Genomic DNA, 15,252 nt, shown 5'->3' with positions numbered 1-15,252 from the left:
GCCGCAACCGGATCGGTGCTGTCCGGATCCGTGCGGCACACTGTGGGGATGTCACGCCTTGCCGGCCGGGTTCGGCTCCTGGGGCACCGGCGCTGGTTCGCCCGGCTCGGGCGCGCCCTGGCCCCGGTCGACCGCGCGCTGGGCCGGCTCACCCGGGGGCGCGTCGTGGCGCTCGGGATGCGTGAGCTGCCCTCGATGCTGCTGACCACCACCGGCCGCCGCACCGGCCGGCCGCGCACCCAGCCGCTGCTGTTCGCGCCCGACGGCGACGGGTACGCGGTGGTCGGCTCGAACTGGGGCCAGCCGCACCAGCCGGCGTGGGCGCTCAACCTGGTCGCCGACCCGCTGGCCGTCGTCACGGTCGGGGGCCGGCGGGTCCCGGTGCGCGCCACGCTGGCCGCCGGCGCGGAGCGCGAGCGCCTGCTCGGGCTGCTGCTGGCGGTCTGGCCGGCGTACGAGACGTACCGGCTGCGGGCCGGCGACCGCACCCTCATGGTGTTCCGGCTGGCTCCGTCCCGGTAACCGCGATGGCCTCGTGGACGGGGCCACCCGCCGCCCCGTCGGGTACTCGGACTGGCGGCGATCGGACCATGGGGTCCCGGCCCGCCCCGGCTCGGCGCCGTGGCGGCCCGGCTCGGCGGGACGGTGCGGTGGGGGAGCGTCGCGGCGCCGTGGCGGCCGTCGCGTTGCGCGGCGGCCCGGCCGGTCCGGGTATAGGGTCGGGTCTCGTGGACGTGAGCGAACTGCTGGTCGAGACGTATGACCGCCTGCCGGATCTGGTTCGGGGGGCGGTGGAGGGCCTTACCCCGCAACAGCTGTCGTGGGCGCCCGCCGTCGGCGCCAACTCGATCGGTTGGCTGGTCTGGCATCTGACCCGGATCCAGGACGACCACATCGCCGACATCCTCGGCCAGGACCAGATCTGGGTGTCCGGGGACTGGGCCCGCCGGTTCGCGCTGGACCCCGACCCCGCCAACACCGGCTTCGGCCACTCGGCCGAGGACATCGCCACCGTCCAGCCGGAGAGCGACGCGGCGCTGATCGACTACTACGAGGCGGTCCACGCGCGCACGCGCGACCTGCTGCGCGGCCTGACGGCCAACGAGCTCGACCGGATCGTCGACGAGTCGTGGCAGCCCCCGGTCACTCTGGGCGTCCGGCTGGTCAGCATCGTGAACGACGACGCACAGCACGTGGGGCAGGCGGCGTACCTGCGCGGGCTCCAGTCGGCCGGCTGAGCGCGGCTGGGCCACGGCACCCGTGGCCCCCGGGCGCGCCTCACAGCGAGGGCGCCGCGACCAGCGTGAAGACGGCGCCGAGCAGGATCAGGGTGTGCAGGATCATGTGCTCGAGGTTGGGCCGGGGCCGGTCGCCGACGCGGGGCAGCACGATGACGGTGTGCGCGTACGTGCGTGAGTGCAGCTCCGCCCAGGACGCACCGGTCCCCGCGGTCGCCCACGGCACGGTCCTGCCGACCAGGTACGGCAGCCACCACAGGCTGAGCCCGCCGGCGACGACGAGTGCCTCGATGGCGCCGCCGACGTAGGCGAGCACGGGCAGCGAGAACGCGGACGCGAGGATCAGCAGGATCGCCGGCAGCGCCATCACCGGTCCGTTGATGGTGGCCTCGCTGAGCCGTTCGGACCGCTTGGAGCCGCGCACGTTGTTGAACGGGTGAAGGTCGACGAATGTGGTGACGAGGAAGTAGAGCAGCGCGGCGAGAAGCAGCACGAGTGCCGGGGTGAACATCGGTGATTCCTCCGGGGGTGGGTCGAGCGGTGGACGTCAGCGGGAGTAGCGGGCCGCGATCCCGTCGAGGAATGTGGACACGGCAATGTCGAACCAGGCGTTGTAGTACTCGGCCGGCGCGGCGGGCGGCTGCGGCGCGTCCCCGAACTCCGCCAGCGCATGGCCGGTGACCAGGACGTAGAGGGACTGGAGCAGGTACAGCGCCTCGTCGTCGGTGAGGTTGAGCGACTCGTGGACGGTGGACAGGACGGCCGGAACCACGGGCTCGAGGACGTGCGGGGAGACGTTCTGGGTGGCGACGATCAGGGCGGCGCCGGGGTGCGCGCTGAGGGCGCGGCGCAGGTCGGTCGCCAGCCGGGTCAGCAGGCCGCGCCAGTCGAGGGACTCCCGGATCGCCCCGATCGCCTCCATGGCGATGCTGTCGGCGATGAGGCGTAGCAGCGCGGCCCGGTTGGGCACGTGGTAGTAGAGCGAGGCGGCCTTGACGCCGAGGCGCGCGCCGAGCGTGCGCATGGACAGTGCCGCGAAACCCTGCTCGTCGACCAGTTCGAGCGCGGCGGCGCGGATGGCCTCCTGGCTGAGCTGTTCGTTACGGGGCTGTTCGTTGCCGGGCTGTTCGGACTTACGTTGCGGTCGGGGTGCCATGGCCACCTGCCTTCTAACGGTGTTAGAAACAATCTAACGGTGTTAGAAAGCGTGGTCAAGCCTGCTCCGGTGGGAGGACGGGACGGGTCAGGCGGGCGACGGGCGCGCGTGATCCGTGGCGAGCCGGAGCGCGAGCGCGCCGAGCACGGTGCCCATGACGTAACGCTGCGCCCGCAGCCAGAGCGGCCGCTTCGCCAGGAACAGCGCGATGGCGCCGGCGGCCAGCACGATGCCCAGATTCACCGTGAGGCTCACCACGATCTGGACGCCGCCCAGCACGAAGCCCTGCAGGACGAGATGCCCCTGCGCGGGGCGCTCGAACTGGGGAATGAGCGACAGGTACATCACGGCCATCTTGGGATTCAACAGGTTGGTCATCAGCCCCATGGCGAACAGCCGCCGCGGTGAGTCCGGGGTGAGCCGCGTCGGCTCGAACACCGAGACGCCGCCCGGGCGCAGCGCCTTGAAGGCAAGCCAACCGAGGTAGGCGGCACCGGCGAGCTTGACCGCGAGATACAACTCGGGCACGGCGACGAACAGCACCGAGAGGCCGAGATTGGTGGCGGTGAGATAGGCCAGGAAGCCGATCGCCACTCCGCCCAGGGAGATGACGCCGGCCCGGCGCCCCTGGGTGATGCTGCGCGAGACCAAATACATCATGTTCGGCCCGGGGGTCAGGACCATGCCCAGCGCGACCGCGCCGACACCGAGAATCGAGGAGAGTGCCACCACGCTGGAAGCCTTTCATTCGCCGCGATGCCACCCAAGAGCCAATCCGGGCAGTCTGGTTCGGCGGAATTTCGGGGTGGGGTGACGGCGTGGCGGCGTGACACGATGGGCGGCACGAGCAGGGGAGGGCAGCGTGCTGACGCCACACGCCGCGGTGCTACGTCGCGCCCGGGTCGCCGCCTCGCTGCTGTTCCTGCTCTACGGCACGATTCTCGGCACCTGGACCGCGCGGATCCCCGCCGTCAAGCATCGCCTCGCGCTGACCGACGGGCAGCTCAGCCTCGCACTGCTGGCGTTCGCCGCCGGTGCCATCATCGGCATGCAGGCGTCCGGCCGGCTGGTCGACCGGTACGGCAGCGGTGCGGTGATGGTTCCGGCCGTGCTGATCGACGGGGTGGCGCTGGTCGGGCCGGCCCTGGCGCCCAACCTGCCGGGCCTGGCCGGCTGCCTGCTCGGGTTCGGCGCGGTGCACGGCATCCTCAACGTCGCGATGAACGTCAACGCGGTCGAGGTGCAGCGCGCCCGGGAGCGGCCGATGATCTCCTCGTGCCACGCGGTGTACAGCATCGGTGGGTTCGCCGGCGCTGGCATCGGCGGCCTGTTCGCGCGCGCCGCGCTGGGGCCGACCGCCACGTTCCTCACGGTGACCGGCCTGGCCGTGGTGGCCTCGATCTGGGTGGCGCGCTGGGCGCTGCCGGCCGGCTGGGCCCGGCCGGAGGGGCCGGACGCGGGCGTGCCGGAGCCGGAGGACCGCACCCCCGGCGCCATGCGCGGCATGCTGTTCATGGGCCTGCTGGTGTTCTGCTGCCTGGTCGGGGAGGGCGCCGCCGCGGACTGGGGCAGCGTGTACCTGCGGGACAGCCTCGGCACCGGCGCGGGCTTGGCCGCCTCGGCGTACGCGGCGTTCTCCATCGCCATGATGGCCGGCCGGCTGGTCGGCGACCGGCTCGCCGCGGCCGTCGGCCCGGTGTCGCTGGTCCGGGTGTGCGGCGTGCTGGCCTCGCTCGGGCTCGCGGCCGGGCTGCTCGTCGGGCGCCCGATCGCGGGCGTGGCGGGGTTCGGCCTGCTCGGCGCCGGGTTGTCGTGCATAGCGCCGCAGGTCTTCTCCGCCGCCGGCAGCCGCAATCCAACCCGGGCCGGGCAGGCCATCGCCCGGGTCGCCGGCCTGGGGTTCCTCGGTTTCGTGGTGGGCCCGGTCGTCATCGGGGGCACGGCCCAACTGGTCGGGCTGCCCCGCGCGCTGGGCATCCCCGCCGTGCTCGCGCTGGCGGTGGCCGCCTCGGCCCCGGCGCTGCGGCCCCGCCCCGCCCTGCCCGTGCGTGGTGGGGCTGCCACTACCACCGGGTAGTGCTGGCCCTCCGCCCGGCGAGGCGGGCCCGCCCGATCGTGACACGCGTCCGTGCCTGCGTAGCGTTTGCCCTGCACCTGGTGATTCCGCCAGGGCCGGGCGAGGGTGGGGGAGGTCATCGATGCGTCGACCGTGGGCGGGGAGGATACGGCCCTGGTCCTCCCTGGGATATCTGCTCGTGGGCGGGCTGACCGGGCTGGGCGCCTGGGTCGCGCTGCTGGTCTACCTGTTCTGCCTGGCCAGCTTCCCGTTCCTGGTGGGCGTGCCGCTGGTGCTGTTCGTCGCGATACCGATGGTGCGCGCGCTGGCCAACGTCGAACGCTCCCGGGCCGGGCGCCTGCTGGGTACCCCGGTCGAGCGCCCGTACCGGCCGGCCCGGCGCGGAATGCTGGCCCGCTACGGCGGCATCCTCGCCGACCCGCCCAGTTGGCGGGACCTGGCCTGGCTCTGGGTGCACACCGTGTACGGACCGGCCGTGGGGCTGCTGGTGGGCGGCCTGTGGGCCGTTTCTCTGATCGGCATCACCATGCCGGCCTGGTACGCGGTGGTCCCCGACCACCTCGGCATCGACTACGACGGACTGCGGGTGCACAACCTGTCCGGCGCGCTGCTGGTCGTCCCGCTCGGCGTGCTGAACGCGATCGTGGCCGCCCTGGTCGCACGGCCGCTCGCGCTCGGCGAGGCGTACCTGGCGCGCTGGCTGCTGCGGCCGACCGCCGGGTCCCGGCTGGCGCAACGGGTCGAGGACCTGTCGGTGAGCCGGGCGCAGACCGTGGACGCACGCGCCGCCGAGCTGCGCCGCATCGAGCGCGACCTGCACGACGGCGCCCAGGCCCGGCTGGTCTCCCTCACGATGAGTCTCGGACTGGCCGAGGAGGTGCTGCAGACCGATCCACAGGCCGCCGCGCGGCTGCTGGCCGAGGCGCGGGGGTCGGCCGGCAGCGCGCTGACCGAGCTGCGCGATCTGGTCCGCGGGATCCACCCGCCGGTGCTCGCCGACCGGGGGCTGCCCGGTGCCCTGGAGGCGCTGGCCCTGCGCAGCGCGGTACCCGTCGAGTCACACCTCGGCCCGGTCGGGAGGCTGCCCGCCCCGGTGGAGTCGGCGCTCTACTTCACGGCCGCCGAGGCGCTGACCAACATCGCGAAGCACAGCGCCGCCACGCGGGCCGGGCTGGGCCTGGAACGGGTCGGCGACGTGCTGCACCTGGAGATCAGCGACGACGGGAAGGGCGGGGCCGATCCCGGCCGGGGCGGCGGTCTGGCCGGCATCGCCGGCCGGCTCGACGCGTTCGACGGCCGGATGACCATCACGAGCCCACCCGGCGGGCCTACCGTACTGCACGTGGAGTTGCCATGCGGGTAGTGATCGCGGAGGATCTCGCGCTGCTGCGGGACGGCCTGACCAGGCTGCTGAGCGCGCACGACTTCGAGGTCGTCGCCGCGGTGGAGAGCGGTGAGGAACTGGTCGGGGCGCTGCTGACCCACCGGCCCGACGTCGCCGTGGTCGATGTGCGGCTGCCGCCGACGTTCACGAACGAGGGGCTGTGGGCCGCCCTGGAGGTGCGCCGCCAGGTGCCGGGGCTGCCGGTGCTCATCCTCAGCCAGTACGTCGAGGCGCTGTACGCCCGCGAGCTGCTCGCCGACGCCGCCGGCGGGGTCGGCTACCTGCTCAAGGACCGGGTCGGCGACATCGCCCAGTTCGTCGACGCGGTGCGTCGGGTGGCCGCCGGCGGCACCGCGATGGATCCCGAGGTCATCGCCGCCCTGCTGGCCCGCCCGCAGCGGGCCGAGCCGCTGGCCGGCCTCACGCCCCGCGAGCGGGAGGTGCTGGGGCTGATGGCGGAGGGGCGGTCGAACGCCGCGATCGCGCAGCGCCTGTTCGTCACGGAGAAGGCCGTGGACAAGCACATCGGCCACATCCTCGACAAGCTCGGCCTCGCACCGTCCACCAGCGACCACCGACGGGTGCTGGCCGTGCTCGCCTACCTGAACGCGTGATCGCACCTAGCGAACGCCTGAGCGCACCCCGCGACGCCTGAGCGGCCCCAGACGTCGAAGCGCCGGCCGGCCGGGTGAGCCGGCGGTCGTTCAGCGGGCCGAGACGGCCTCGGAGTGGCGCTCGCGTAGCCGGGTCCTGACCTGGTCAGGGCTGTACGCGCGGCGGCGTCGCTCGGCTCGCACGATCACCACTCCGGTCGCGGCCACCCCGACGAAGCCGGCCAGACCGACTACCTTCCACCAACGCATGTGCATAGGCTACTGCGGTGTCCATCGACCTTGACGAGGCGGTCGAGCTCACCCGGACCGGCGACGTCTGGCTGTTCCGGGGTCATTCGGTGCCCGACCGGGCCATCCAGATCACCACGAACAGCCCGATCAACCACGTCGGCATGGCAGTGGTGATCGAGGACATGCCACCGCTGATGTGGCACGCCGAGCTGGGCAAATCCCTGCCGGACCTGTGGTCGGGCGGCCATCAGCGCGGGGTGCAGCTGCACGACCTGCGCGACGCGGTGATCGTCTGGGCCAACCGGTACGGGCAGCGGGCCTGGCTGCGCCAGCTCGACCGGCCGGCGACCCGGGAGATGGAGGACGCCGTGCTGCGTACCATCGCCCGGCTGGACGGCGTGCCGTTCCCGTCCACGGCGCGGCTGGCCGGCCGGTGGGTGCGCGGCCGGCTGCCCCGGTTCTCCCGGCGGGAGGCCGGTCTGGAGACGGCGTACTGCGCCGAGGTGATGGCGGTGACGTACGAGGCCATGGGGCTGCTGCCGACCGGGCGGCGGGCCAGCTGGTACGACCCGGGGCGGTTCTGGAGCGGCGATGATCTGGCGCTGACCGCCGGCTGGGAGCTGGGCGGCGAGATCCAGGTGGATATTCCGCCGGACGCGATCGTCTCCCGGAGGAAGAAAACCGGGCCCGGACGGGTTGAATGATCTTGTGATCGACGTACCTCTCTCCGTTCTTGACCTTGCGCCGGTAGCCGCCAATGGAAATGCCGGTGAGGCGCTGCGGCACACCACCGCGCTCGCCGTGCGCACCGAGGATCTTGGCTACCGCCGGTTTTGGGTGGCCGAACACCACAACATGCCGGCAATCGCCAGTTCGTCCCCGGCCGTCCTGCTCGCCCACCTGGCCGCGGCGACCTCGACCATCCGGGTCGGTTCGGGCGGGGTGATGCTGCCCAACCACGCCCCGCTGGTGGTGGCCGAGCAGTTCGGCACGCTGGAGGCGCTGCACCCGGGCCGCGTCGATCTCGGTATCGGGCGGGCGCCCGGCACCGACCAGGTCACCGCGCTGGCCCTGCGCCGGACGATGGAGGGACTGTCCGCCGAGGCGTTCCCGCAGGAGCTGGCCGACCTCATGAGCTACTTCACCGGGGATGAGCCGCGGCTGCGGATCACCGCGACCCCCGGCCTGGGCGACATGCCGGCGATCTGGCTGCTCGGGTCGAGCGGGTTCTCCGCGCAGCTGGCCGGCATCCTGGGGTTGCCGTTCAGCTTCGCCCACCACTTCAGCTCGGCCAACACGCTGCCGGCGCTGGCCCTGTACCGGCAGAATTTCCGGCCCTCGCAGTGGCTGGACAAGCCGTACGCGATGATCGCGGTCAACGCGGTGTGCGCGGAGACCGACGAGCGCGCCGAGTACCTGGCCGGCCCGGCCATGCTCTCGTTCCTGCGGATGCGCACCGGCCGGCCGCAGCCGCTGGCCACCCCCGAGGAGGCGGCCCGGTACCCGTACACCGAGCTGGAGCGCGAGGTGTCGGCGCAGCGGTTCGAGGGGCAGGCCATGGGCTCCCCGGAGACGGTGGCGCGCCAGCTCAGCGAGTTGCGCGAGCGCACCGGCGCCGACGAGCTGATGCTCACCACGATGGTGTACGACGTCGAGGACCGGATCCGCTCGTTCGAGCTGATCGCGAAGCAGGTGGGCCTGGCCCCGAAGCCGGCAGCCTGACCCCGCGCCGGGGCGGCCCGGCACCGGCAGGCCCGGCACCGGGCGGTCGATCACCAGGGCGGGGCGTCGCTCACCAGGGCGGCGCGGGTCGGGCTGGGTGAGCGCCGGAGATTCCGTTACTGTGCGCGTAACGGCCCGATTGTGCGCATGCCTCTGGGGGTTGCCGTGGGGAGGTTGGCGTCCGCGTTCCAGCGCGCTTTGGCGTCGCATCAGAACGCGCTGGCCCACCTGGAGTTGGCCCGGACCGCCGTCTCCAGGTCCATCGCGACCGCTGGCGGTGCCGGCCTCGCCAACCCCGCCGGCGGTGCCGGCCTCGCCAACCCCGCCGGCGGTGCCGGCCTCGCCAACCCAGCCGCCCCCGGCGGCGGGCTGCGGCCGGGGGTCATCCCTGCGCAGGCCGGGCCCGCGGATCAGCTCGATGGGCGGCCCGGTGTCCAGGCGCCCGTGCCCATGATGCTGCGGGAACTGGTCGAGCAGCTCGACGGCGTGGGCCGCAAGCTGGTGCCCGGCTGGCTCGGCGAGGAGCTGAGCGCCCTCCTCGACGAGCCGCTCGCCGGTCTATCCACTGTGGACGATCCGGTGATCGTCAGGATCGGCGAGGCCCGGGTGCCCGGTGCCGGCGCGTTCCCGGCCGTGGTGCCGATCCTGGGCGGTAACCATCTCGTGCTCGACACCGACGCCCGCGACCCGTGGGTGGCGGGGATGCTGCGCAGCCTGGTACTCCGGCTGGTGGCCGCGGCCCCGGCCGGCTCCCTGCGGGTACTGGTGATCGATCAGGCGGCGCTGGGCGGGACGTTCCTGCCGCTGCGCGGGCTCGTCGAGGCCGGCGTGATGGCACCGCCCGCGGCCTCCGAGGAGCAGGCGCGACAGGCACTCGACGAGGCCGGGACGCACGCGCAGCGTTCGCTGGCCGGTGCCGCGGCGGGCGGCGGGCCCTGGCTGCTGGTCGTCGCCTGCTCGGCGGGCGAGTCCCGGGCCGACCTGACCCGGTTGGCCACGCTCACGCACGCCGGTGCGGCGGCCCGGGTCTGCGTGGTCGCGGCGGGCTGGCCCGAGGTGCTTCCCGGTGGGGAGTCGCCCGCGCTCGGCGCCGTGACCAGGGTCCAGATCGAGGGGGGCCGCGCCTGGGTGGGCGACCCGCCCCGCTGGCGGCTGGGCGCCGACGGGCGAGGTTTGGCCGCGCCGGTGGCGCTGGACACGAGGCTGCCCGCACCGGTGGTGGCCAGGGTCGTCGCCGAGATCAGTGAGCGGGTGCGTCGCGAGTCGACGCTGAGCTTCACCGACCTGATCCCGCCCCGGCTGTGGGAGGAGTCCTCGGTCGAGGGGCTGCGTACCGCGATCGGGCGGGCCGGTCCGGCGCCGGTGGAGCTGGCCTTCGACGACGCGACCCCGCACTGGCTGATCGGCGGGCGCACCGGCGCCGGCAAGACGGTGTTCCTGCTGGACGTGCTGTACGGGTTGGCCACCCGCTACTCGCCCGACGAGCTCGCGCTGTATCTGCTGGACTTCAAGGAGGGCATCAGCTTCACCGAGTTCACCCCGACCGTGCGCGACCCCTCGTTCATCCCGCACGCACGTGCCGTCGGCATCGAGTCCGACCGGGAGTACGGCGTGGCCGTGCTGCGCGAGCTGCGCCGGGAGATCAACAGGCGGGCGGCGGTCCTCAAGCGCAACGCCGCGACCAACCTGGCCGAGCTGCGCCGCGCGACACCGGACGACGAGACGATGGGGATGGGCGGCCCGGGACCGTCAAGCGGCTCGGGGCCGGAGGATATCGCGATGCCCCGGATCGTCGCGGTGATCGACGAGTTCCAGGTGCTGTTCGAGCGCTCCGACCGGCTGGCGGGGGAGGCCACCGCCCTGCTGGAGGAGTTGGCGCGCAAGGGCCGCTCGTACGGCATCCACCTGGTGCTCGCCTCGCAGACCGTCTCCGGCGTCGAGGCGCTGTACGGCAAGAACGATTCCATCTTCGGCCAGTTCCCGCTGCGGATCGCCCTGCCCGGCGGCTCCGGGGTGCTGGACACGCTCAACAACGCGGCCGACGGGCTGCGGCTGGGCAGCGCGATCGTCAACTCCAGCGGCGGGGTGGCCGGCGCCGACACCGTGGTGCGGTTCCCGGACGCGCACGCCGACCGGGGCGCCGTCGCCGAGGTGCGCCACCGCATCTTCGAGCTGCGTACCCCGGGCGCGCCCGAGCCGGCGGTCTTCGCCGGGTACGCGACCAGGCAGGTCGAGGACGATCCGACCTTCCGGGGCCTGACGCCCGGGCGGCGCCGGCCGGTGGCCCTGGTGGGCCGAGTGCTGGACGTGGCGCAGAGCACCGGGTATTTCGCGCTGGACGCGACTCCGGGGCGACACGTGGGCGTGGTGGGCACCTCCGTACTGGGCGCGGACGTGCTGCACGCCGCGGCCGTGAGCGTCGCCCGCCAGCACGCGCCCGGTACCGCCCGGTTCCTGGTGGCGCCGCTGGTCGCGGGGGCGGACGAGGTGGCCGACGAGACTGTGGCGGCGCTGCGGGCGGCGGGGCATCCGGTCACCGTGCTGGACGCCCCCCGGCTGCGTGAGGAACTCCGCGTGCTCGCCGAGCCGGCCGGCGGGTACGACCGCACGTACCTGGTGGTGTTCGGGGTGGACGCGGCCAGCGGGGTGCTGTCCGTGCGCGATCCGGAGCTGTTCCGCAGTGGGCTGGACGACCTGCGGGCGGTGCTGCGCGGCGGCCCCGCCGCGGGGGTGCACCTGCTCGGCTGGTGGCGGGGGCTGCGCCGGCTGAGCGACGACATCGGCGGCACCAGCAACCGGGAGGACGTCTCCTGCCTGGTCGTGCTCAATGTGCCCGGCCAGGAGCTCGGCCTGTACCTCGGCGAGATCGACCTGGCCTACCAGCCGCGGTCGAACCGGGCCCTGCTGGTCGACCGCGATGAGCAGCGCACCGTCCTGCTGGTGCCGTTCGTGCGGCCCGGCCGGGTGGTGGAGGAGGCCTGAGGCGATGTCCTGGAACCAGTACACCCGGCTGGCCCGGCAGCTCGACGAGCTGTACCGCGACGACGAGCGGCAGGCGGCCGACCAGGCCGCCGCGCGGCAGGCCGTCGCCGAGGCCGTCGGCGCGCTGAACGAGCGGCTCGGCGCCCAGCGCCGGCGCCTGGAGGAGCTGGGCGGGGTGCTCGGCGAGCCGCTGTACGCGCCGGAGCCGGCCGAGCTGGTCGGCCCGGCCGGCGGGATGGACCCGGTGCAGGCGTTGCAGCTCGCCCGGCAGCACGCCGACCTGGCGGACGCCCAGACGGCCGAGGTCGAGCGGATGGCCGCCCAGCCGTCGCTGCTGCCCGGCTCGTCGGCCCCGACCCGCAACCTGCTGGTGTACGGCGCCTGTGCGGCGGTGGCGATGGTGGCCCAGCTCGTGCTGCTCATCGGGTCCAACGTCGGGCACCTGAGCACCTGGGTGCTGCTCGGTTGGCTCTGCGCCGGATTTCCGATACTGGCCTGGATCGCGGGTTACTTCATCATTGGCCGGGTCGGCCGGGCGGTGGCCGGGGACGGTGAACCGTCGCCCCGCAACCCCCGCCTCGGCCTGGCCATCTGCTTCCTGGGCATGCCCGTGGCGCTGTGCCTGTACGGACTGGTTAGGTCCGTGCTCTAGGGCCGGCCCGAGGCTCCTCAGGCCGCCGGCACCTTGTCCAGGAAGCCGTACACGCTCTGGATGCGCCCGTCCTCGGCGAGTACCGCGACGTCGAAGCCCTCCACCAGCGACTCGCCGCCGGCCGCCGGCACCAGCCGCCAGCCGAACCGGGCGAGGTCGTGGTGCGCGTCCACGTCACCGAGCGGCTCGAAGACCAGCCCGGGGAACTGCGCCTGGGCGGCGCCGACCACGGCGTCGAGGTTCTCGTGCCCGCGGACCGAGGCCAGCGGGTCGGTGTAGCTGCCGGTTTCGGTCCACACGCCGGCGATCGCCGCGCGCCGGGCGGTCGCGTCCCGTTCATTCCAGATGGCTAGATAGCGGCCGACAAGTTCGTTGCTGTCACTCACGTCAGGTCTCTTTCCGTAGCGGTGTCTGTCGGTCGTCCCGGCCGGAACACGACCAATGCTGCACCGACCGGATCGAGGAGTCGATGACGTCACGGGTAATGCCGGGCGCGCGGATTCGCTTGCGAGACAAAGGTTCGGTGAACCTGGCAAAACCCGATTAAGCGCTACCGTCCTGTCTAACCTCGGTGGGGGGAGCGCAACGGGGGTGGCGGGCGATGAGACGCCGAGGGCGACGGGTACTGCTCGGGGTGATGGCCGGGCTGCTCGTGGTGGCCGGTGGCGGGGCCGCCGGGGTGTGGGCGTACGGGCGCTCGCTCAACTCCGACCTCAAGCGCACGGACGCGTTCAACGGACTGTCGCTCGACGGCAGGCCGCCGGTGAAGGTCGCGGGCGCGATGAACGTGTTGCTGCTGGGCAGCGACTCCCGCGACCCGGACAACACCATCGACTCGCGCAGCGACACGATGATGGTGATGCATGTGGACGCGGACCACCAGCACGCGTACGTCATCTCCATTCCCCGGGACAGTTGGGTGAATGTGCCCGAGTCGCCGGACGGGGAGCATGGCGGCGGAATGGCGAAAATCAACTCGGCGTACGCGTGGGGTGGGGTACCGCTCGCGGTCCAGACCGTCGAGCAGTTCACCGACGTGCGGATGGATCACGTGGTGCTCATCGACTTCGCCGGCTTCCAGCAGATCGTCGACGCCGTGGGCGGGGTGGACATGCCCATCGACCAGACGATCACGTCGATCTTCCCGCCGTACCGGGTGTTCAAGCAGGGCCGGGAGCATCTCAACGGCGCGCAGGCGCTGGACTACGTGCGTCAGCGCTACCAGTTCGACGACGGCGACTTCGCCCGGGAAAGGCACCAGCAGCAACTGATCCAGGCGGTAATGGACAAGGCGGCCAGCGCCGGCATGCTGTCGGATCCGAGCAAACTCAACGCGTTCCTGCGCTCGACTACTCACTCGATGACGGTCGACCGCAACTTCGACCTGCTCTCCGTCGCGGTCGCGCTGCGCAACCTGCGCAGTACCGACCTGACGTTCCTGACCAGCCCCACGGCGGGCGGCGGAACGGAGGACGAGGAGGAGGTGGTGTACCCCGATGACGCCAAGGCCGCGGAGCTGTACCAGGCGGTGCAGAACGACCGGGTCGGGCGCTGGTTGAGCGACCAGGACGGGACGACGACCCCGGATCCCTCACCCACCCCGAACAACTAGGGCGGGCCGGCACCGTTTCCGGCCCGGCCCGCCCGTGCTTCGTCTCGCGCGGCGCGTGCGCCTCGAGACGCTGCGCCCTTACCGCTGGGAGCGGCCCCTACGGCTGGGGGCGGCGGATCTCACCGCGCCACGAGCCGGTCGCGTCGTTGCGGCCCTCGATGAACTGGCGGAACCGGTCGAGGTCGCCCTTGACCCGGTGGGTGACCACGCCGGCCTTGTCGCCGACGTTCTCCGTCATGCCCTGCGGGTCGAAGTCCATCTGCGCGGTCACCCGCGTGTGGTCGGCGTCGAGCCGGTGGAACGTCACCACGCCCGCCTGCCGGGGGCCGCCCGTCGAGGACCACGCGACCCGCTCGTCCGGCAACTGCTCGGTGATCCGGGCGTCGAACTCGCGGGTCACTCCGGCCATCCTGACCCGCCAGTGGGTCAGCTGGTCGTCGACCTGGCGGACCTCCTCGACGCCCTCCATGAAGCTGGGGAACTCCTCGAACTGGGTCCATTGGTCGTAGGCGGTGCGTACCGGCACTGCCACGTCGACCGATTCGGTCACCGTACTCATGACTGCTCCTTTCGGTCTGCGTCAATATGCCTACCCGACCCCCCGGCCACGAAACCCGGGTGTGACCGGTGCCGCGCTGGGTAGACGGGCGGCATGGACGAGATGGAGGCCCTCGACGGGGCCAGGCGCGCGGCGCGGGCCGGCGAGATGGCCGCCGCCCAACTGGTCGAGTTCGCGGAGCGGATGTCGGTGGTGGCGGAACCGGCCGAACTAGCCGAATACGACATGCTGGTCGCACGCGAGGAGTCAGTACGCGCGGCGCGCAGCGACGCCTTCGCCGAACTGGGCTTCTCGGTGCCGTCCGTCGAGGGCGGTTGAGCCCGATGCCGGACATCACCGTCGTGGTCACCGCGCGGGACCGGTGCGAATGGCTGCGCCGCTGCCTGAGCGCGCTGGCCGAGCTGAGCGCCAAGCCGGCGGTGGTGGTCGTGGACCACAGCGCGCACGACGCAACCGCACGGATGGTGTCGCGCGACTTCCCGCAGGTGCGGTTGCTGCGCCGGCAGCCCACCAACGTGGCCGAGGCACGCAACGCCGGGGTGGCCGCGTCGGCCACCCCGTTCGTCGCGCTCGCCGAGGTGGACTCGGGCTGGGCGCCGGGCTCGCTGGAGAAGGGCGTGGAACTCATGGGCAAGTACGACCGGCTGGCCGTGGTCGCCGCCCGTACTCTGTCCGGCAAGGAGCGCAAGCCCGACCCGATCACGAAGTCCATGGCCAGCGCCAGCGAGGGCAAGGAGACCGACCTGCCGGGCCCGTCCATCCAGCTCTTCCGGGCCTCCTCCGCGATCCTGCGCCGGGAGGCGTTTCTCGAGGTCGGCGGCTTCGATCCGGCCGCGTCACCGACCGGGCCGACCCGCCGCCTGGTGATGGACCTGGAGCGGGCCGGGTGGGGTCTGGCCTACTGCCCCGAGGTGGTGGCGTTCGCCGAGCGGCCGCAGCACCCGGCGCACAAGCCCCAGCAGGTGGTGGTGCGCCGCAAGTACGAGGTCAAGCGGGGCGCGGTCGAGAAGCCGCGCAGCCTCTGA

The 15,252-nt window shown here is 72.8% G+C and carries 18 protein-coding genes; 12 read left to right on the top strand and 6 right to left on the bottom strand.

What is annotated here, in order from left to right:
• The first annotated feature begins 48 nt into the window (after window positions 1-48).
• Together ABEA87_RS11250 and ABEA87_RS11245 are read left to right on the top strand one after the other, a co-directional pair.
• A complete protein-coding gene (locus tag ABEA87_RS11250) occupies window positions 49-522 on the top strand; it encodes a nitroreductase/quinone reductase family protein (RefSeq protein ID WP_345628633.1) in 474 nt (157 codons plus the stop codon).
• A gap of 206 nt (window positions 523-728) precedes the next feature.
• Complete coding sequence (locus ABEA87_RS11245; RefSeq protein WP_345628631.1) at window positions 729-1,238, top strand: mycothiol transferase; 510 nt, start codon at window positions 729-731, stop codon at window positions 1,236-1,238.
• A gap of 40 nt (window positions 1,239-1,278) precedes the next feature.
• Here the strand turns inward: ABEA87_RS11245 and ABEA87_RS11240 are convergent, their stop codons facing one another.
• The 3 genes from ABEA87_RS11240 to ABEA87_RS11230 all read right to left on the bottom strand — a co-directional run bounded on the left by ABEA87_RS11240 (window position 1,279) and on the right by ABEA87_RS11230 (window position 3,126).
• A complete protein-coding gene (locus tag ABEA87_RS11240) occupies window positions 1,279-1,749 on the bottom strand; it encodes a hypothetical protein (protein ID WP_345628629.1) in 471 nt (156 codons plus the stop codon).
• A 36-nt stretch (window positions 1,750-1,785) separates the two neighbouring features.
• Complete coding sequence (locus tag ABEA87_RS11235) at window positions 1,786-2,394, bottom strand: TetR/AcrR family transcriptional regulator (RefSeq protein WP_345628627.1); 609 nt, start codon at window positions 2,392-2,394, stop codon at window positions 1,786-1,788.
• Window positions 2,395-2,481: 87 nt separating this feature from the next.
• Window positions 2,482-3,126, bottom strand: a complete 645-nt coding sequence (locus ABEA87_RS11230; protein ID WP_345628625.1) for a LysE family translocator — start codon at window positions 3,124-3,126, stop codon at window positions 2,482-2,484.
• A 130-nt stretch (window positions 3,127-3,256) separates the two neighbouring features.
• Between ABEA87_RS11230 and ABEA87_RS11225 the strand changes: the two genes are divergently transcribed.
• From ABEA87_RS11225 to ABEA87_RS11215, 3 genes are all read left to right on the top strand, one after another.
• Entirely contained in the window at window positions 3,257-4,471 is a 1,215-nt protein-coding gene (locus ABEA87_RS11225; protein WP_345628623.1) for an MFS transporter, read from the top strand.
• A gap of 121 nt (window positions 4,472-4,592) precedes the next feature.
• Window positions 4,593-5,834, top strand: a complete 1,242-nt coding sequence (locus ABEA87_RS11220; RefSeq protein ID WP_345628621.1) for a sensor histidine kinase — start codon at window positions 4,593-4,595, stop codon at window positions 5,832-5,834.
• Window positions 5,825-6,469, top strand: a complete 645-nt coding sequence (locus tag ABEA87_RS11215) for a response regulator transcription factor (RefSeq protein ID WP_345628620.1) — start codon at window positions 5,825-5,827, stop codon at window positions 6,467-6,469. Before ABEA87_RS11220 ends, ABEA87_RS11215 begins: the two co-directional genes overlap by 10 nt.
• A gap of 90 nt (window positions 6,470-6,559) precedes the next feature.
• On the opposite strand, the gene ABEA87_RS11210 is transcribed toward ABEA87_RS11215, so the two are convergent.
• The gene (locus ABEA87_RS11210; RefSeq protein WP_345628618.1) at window positions 6,560-6,718 is read right to left on the bottom strand and encodes a hypothetical protein; all 159 of its coding nucleotides are present in this window, start codon (window positions 6,716-6,718) and stop codon (window positions 6,560-6,562) included.
• 17 nt (window positions 6,719-6,735) lie between these two features.
• Between ABEA87_RS11210 and ABEA87_RS11205 the strand changes: the two genes are divergently transcribed.
• The 4 genes from ABEA87_RS11205 (at window position 6,736) to ABEA87_RS11190 (ending at window position 12,056) form a co-directional block, all read left to right on the top strand.
• A complete protein-coding gene (locus tag ABEA87_RS11205; RefSeq protein ID WP_345628617.1) occupies window positions 6,736-7,404 on the top strand; it encodes a hypothetical protein in 669 nt (222 codons plus the stop codon).
• A gap of 4 nt (window positions 7,405-7,408) precedes the next feature.
• Window positions 7,409-8,422 (top strand): LLM class flavin-dependent oxidoreductase, encoded by a 1,014-nt coding sequence (locus ABEA87_RS11200; RefSeq protein ID WP_345628615.1) that lies wholly within the window; start codon window positions 7,409-7,411, stop codon window positions 8,420-8,422.
• 147 nt (window positions 8,423-8,569) lie between these two features.
• The gene (locus ABEA87_RS11195; RefSeq protein ID WP_345628614.1) at window positions 8,570-11,404 is read left to right on the top strand and encodes an FtsK/SpoIIIE domain-containing protein; all 2,835 of its coding nucleotides are present in this window, start codon (window positions 8,570-8,572) and stop codon (window positions 11,402-11,404) included.
• A gap of 4 nt (window positions 11,405-11,408) precedes the next feature.
• Entirely contained in the window at window positions 11,409-12,056 is a 648-nt protein-coding gene (locus tag ABEA87_RS11190; protein WP_345628612.1) for a hypothetical protein, read from the top strand.
• 17 nt (window positions 12,057-12,073) lie between these two features.
• On the opposite strand, the gene ABEA87_RS11185 is transcribed toward ABEA87_RS11190, so the two are convergent.
• Window positions 12,074-12,442, bottom strand: a complete 369-nt coding sequence (locus ABEA87_RS11185; RefSeq protein WP_345628610.1) for a nuclear transport factor 2 family protein — start codon at window positions 12,440-12,442, stop codon at window positions 12,074-12,076.
• A 215-nt stretch (window positions 12,443-12,657) separates the two neighbouring features.
• Here ABEA87_RS11185 and ABEA87_RS11180 point away from each other — a divergent pair, with 215 nt between their 5' ends.
• A complete protein-coding gene (locus ABEA87_RS11180; RefSeq protein ID WP_345628609.1) occupies window positions 12,658-13,668 on the top strand; it encodes an LCP family protein in 1,011 nt (336 codons plus the stop codon).
• Window positions 13,669-13,765: 97 nt separating this feature from the next.
• Here the strand turns inward: ABEA87_RS11180 and ABEA87_RS11175 are convergent, their stop codons facing one another.
• Window positions 13,766-14,227 carry an SRPBCC family protein gene (locus tag ABEA87_RS11175; protein ID WP_345628608.1) on the bottom strand — a complete coding sequence of 154 codons (462 nt, stop codon included), beginning with the start codon at window positions 14,225-14,227 and terminating at the stop codon, window positions 13,766-13,768.
• Between the two features lie 93 nt (window positions 14,228-14,320).
• On the opposite strand from ABEA87_RS11175, the gene ABEA87_RS11170 reads away from it, so the two are divergent.
• Window positions 14,321-14,545 (top strand): hypothetical protein, encoded by a 225-nt coding sequence (locus ABEA87_RS11170; protein ID WP_345628606.1) that lies wholly within the window; start codon window positions 14,321-14,323, stop codon window positions 14,543-14,545.
• 5 nt (window positions 14,546-14,550) lie between these two features.
• Window positions 14,551-15,252, top strand: a complete 702-nt coding sequence (locus ABEA87_RS11165; RefSeq protein WP_345628604.1) for a glycosyltransferase family 2 protein — start codon at window positions 14,551-14,553, stop codon at window positions 15,250-15,252.

This window comes from Rugosimonospora acidiphila, from assembly GCF_039543385.1.
Lineage (GTDB): Bacteria > Actinomycetota > Actinomycetes > Mycobacteriales > Micromonosporaceae > Rugosimonospora > Rugosimonospora acidiphila.
This window is presented reverse-complemented; position numbering and strand designations above follow the sequence as displayed.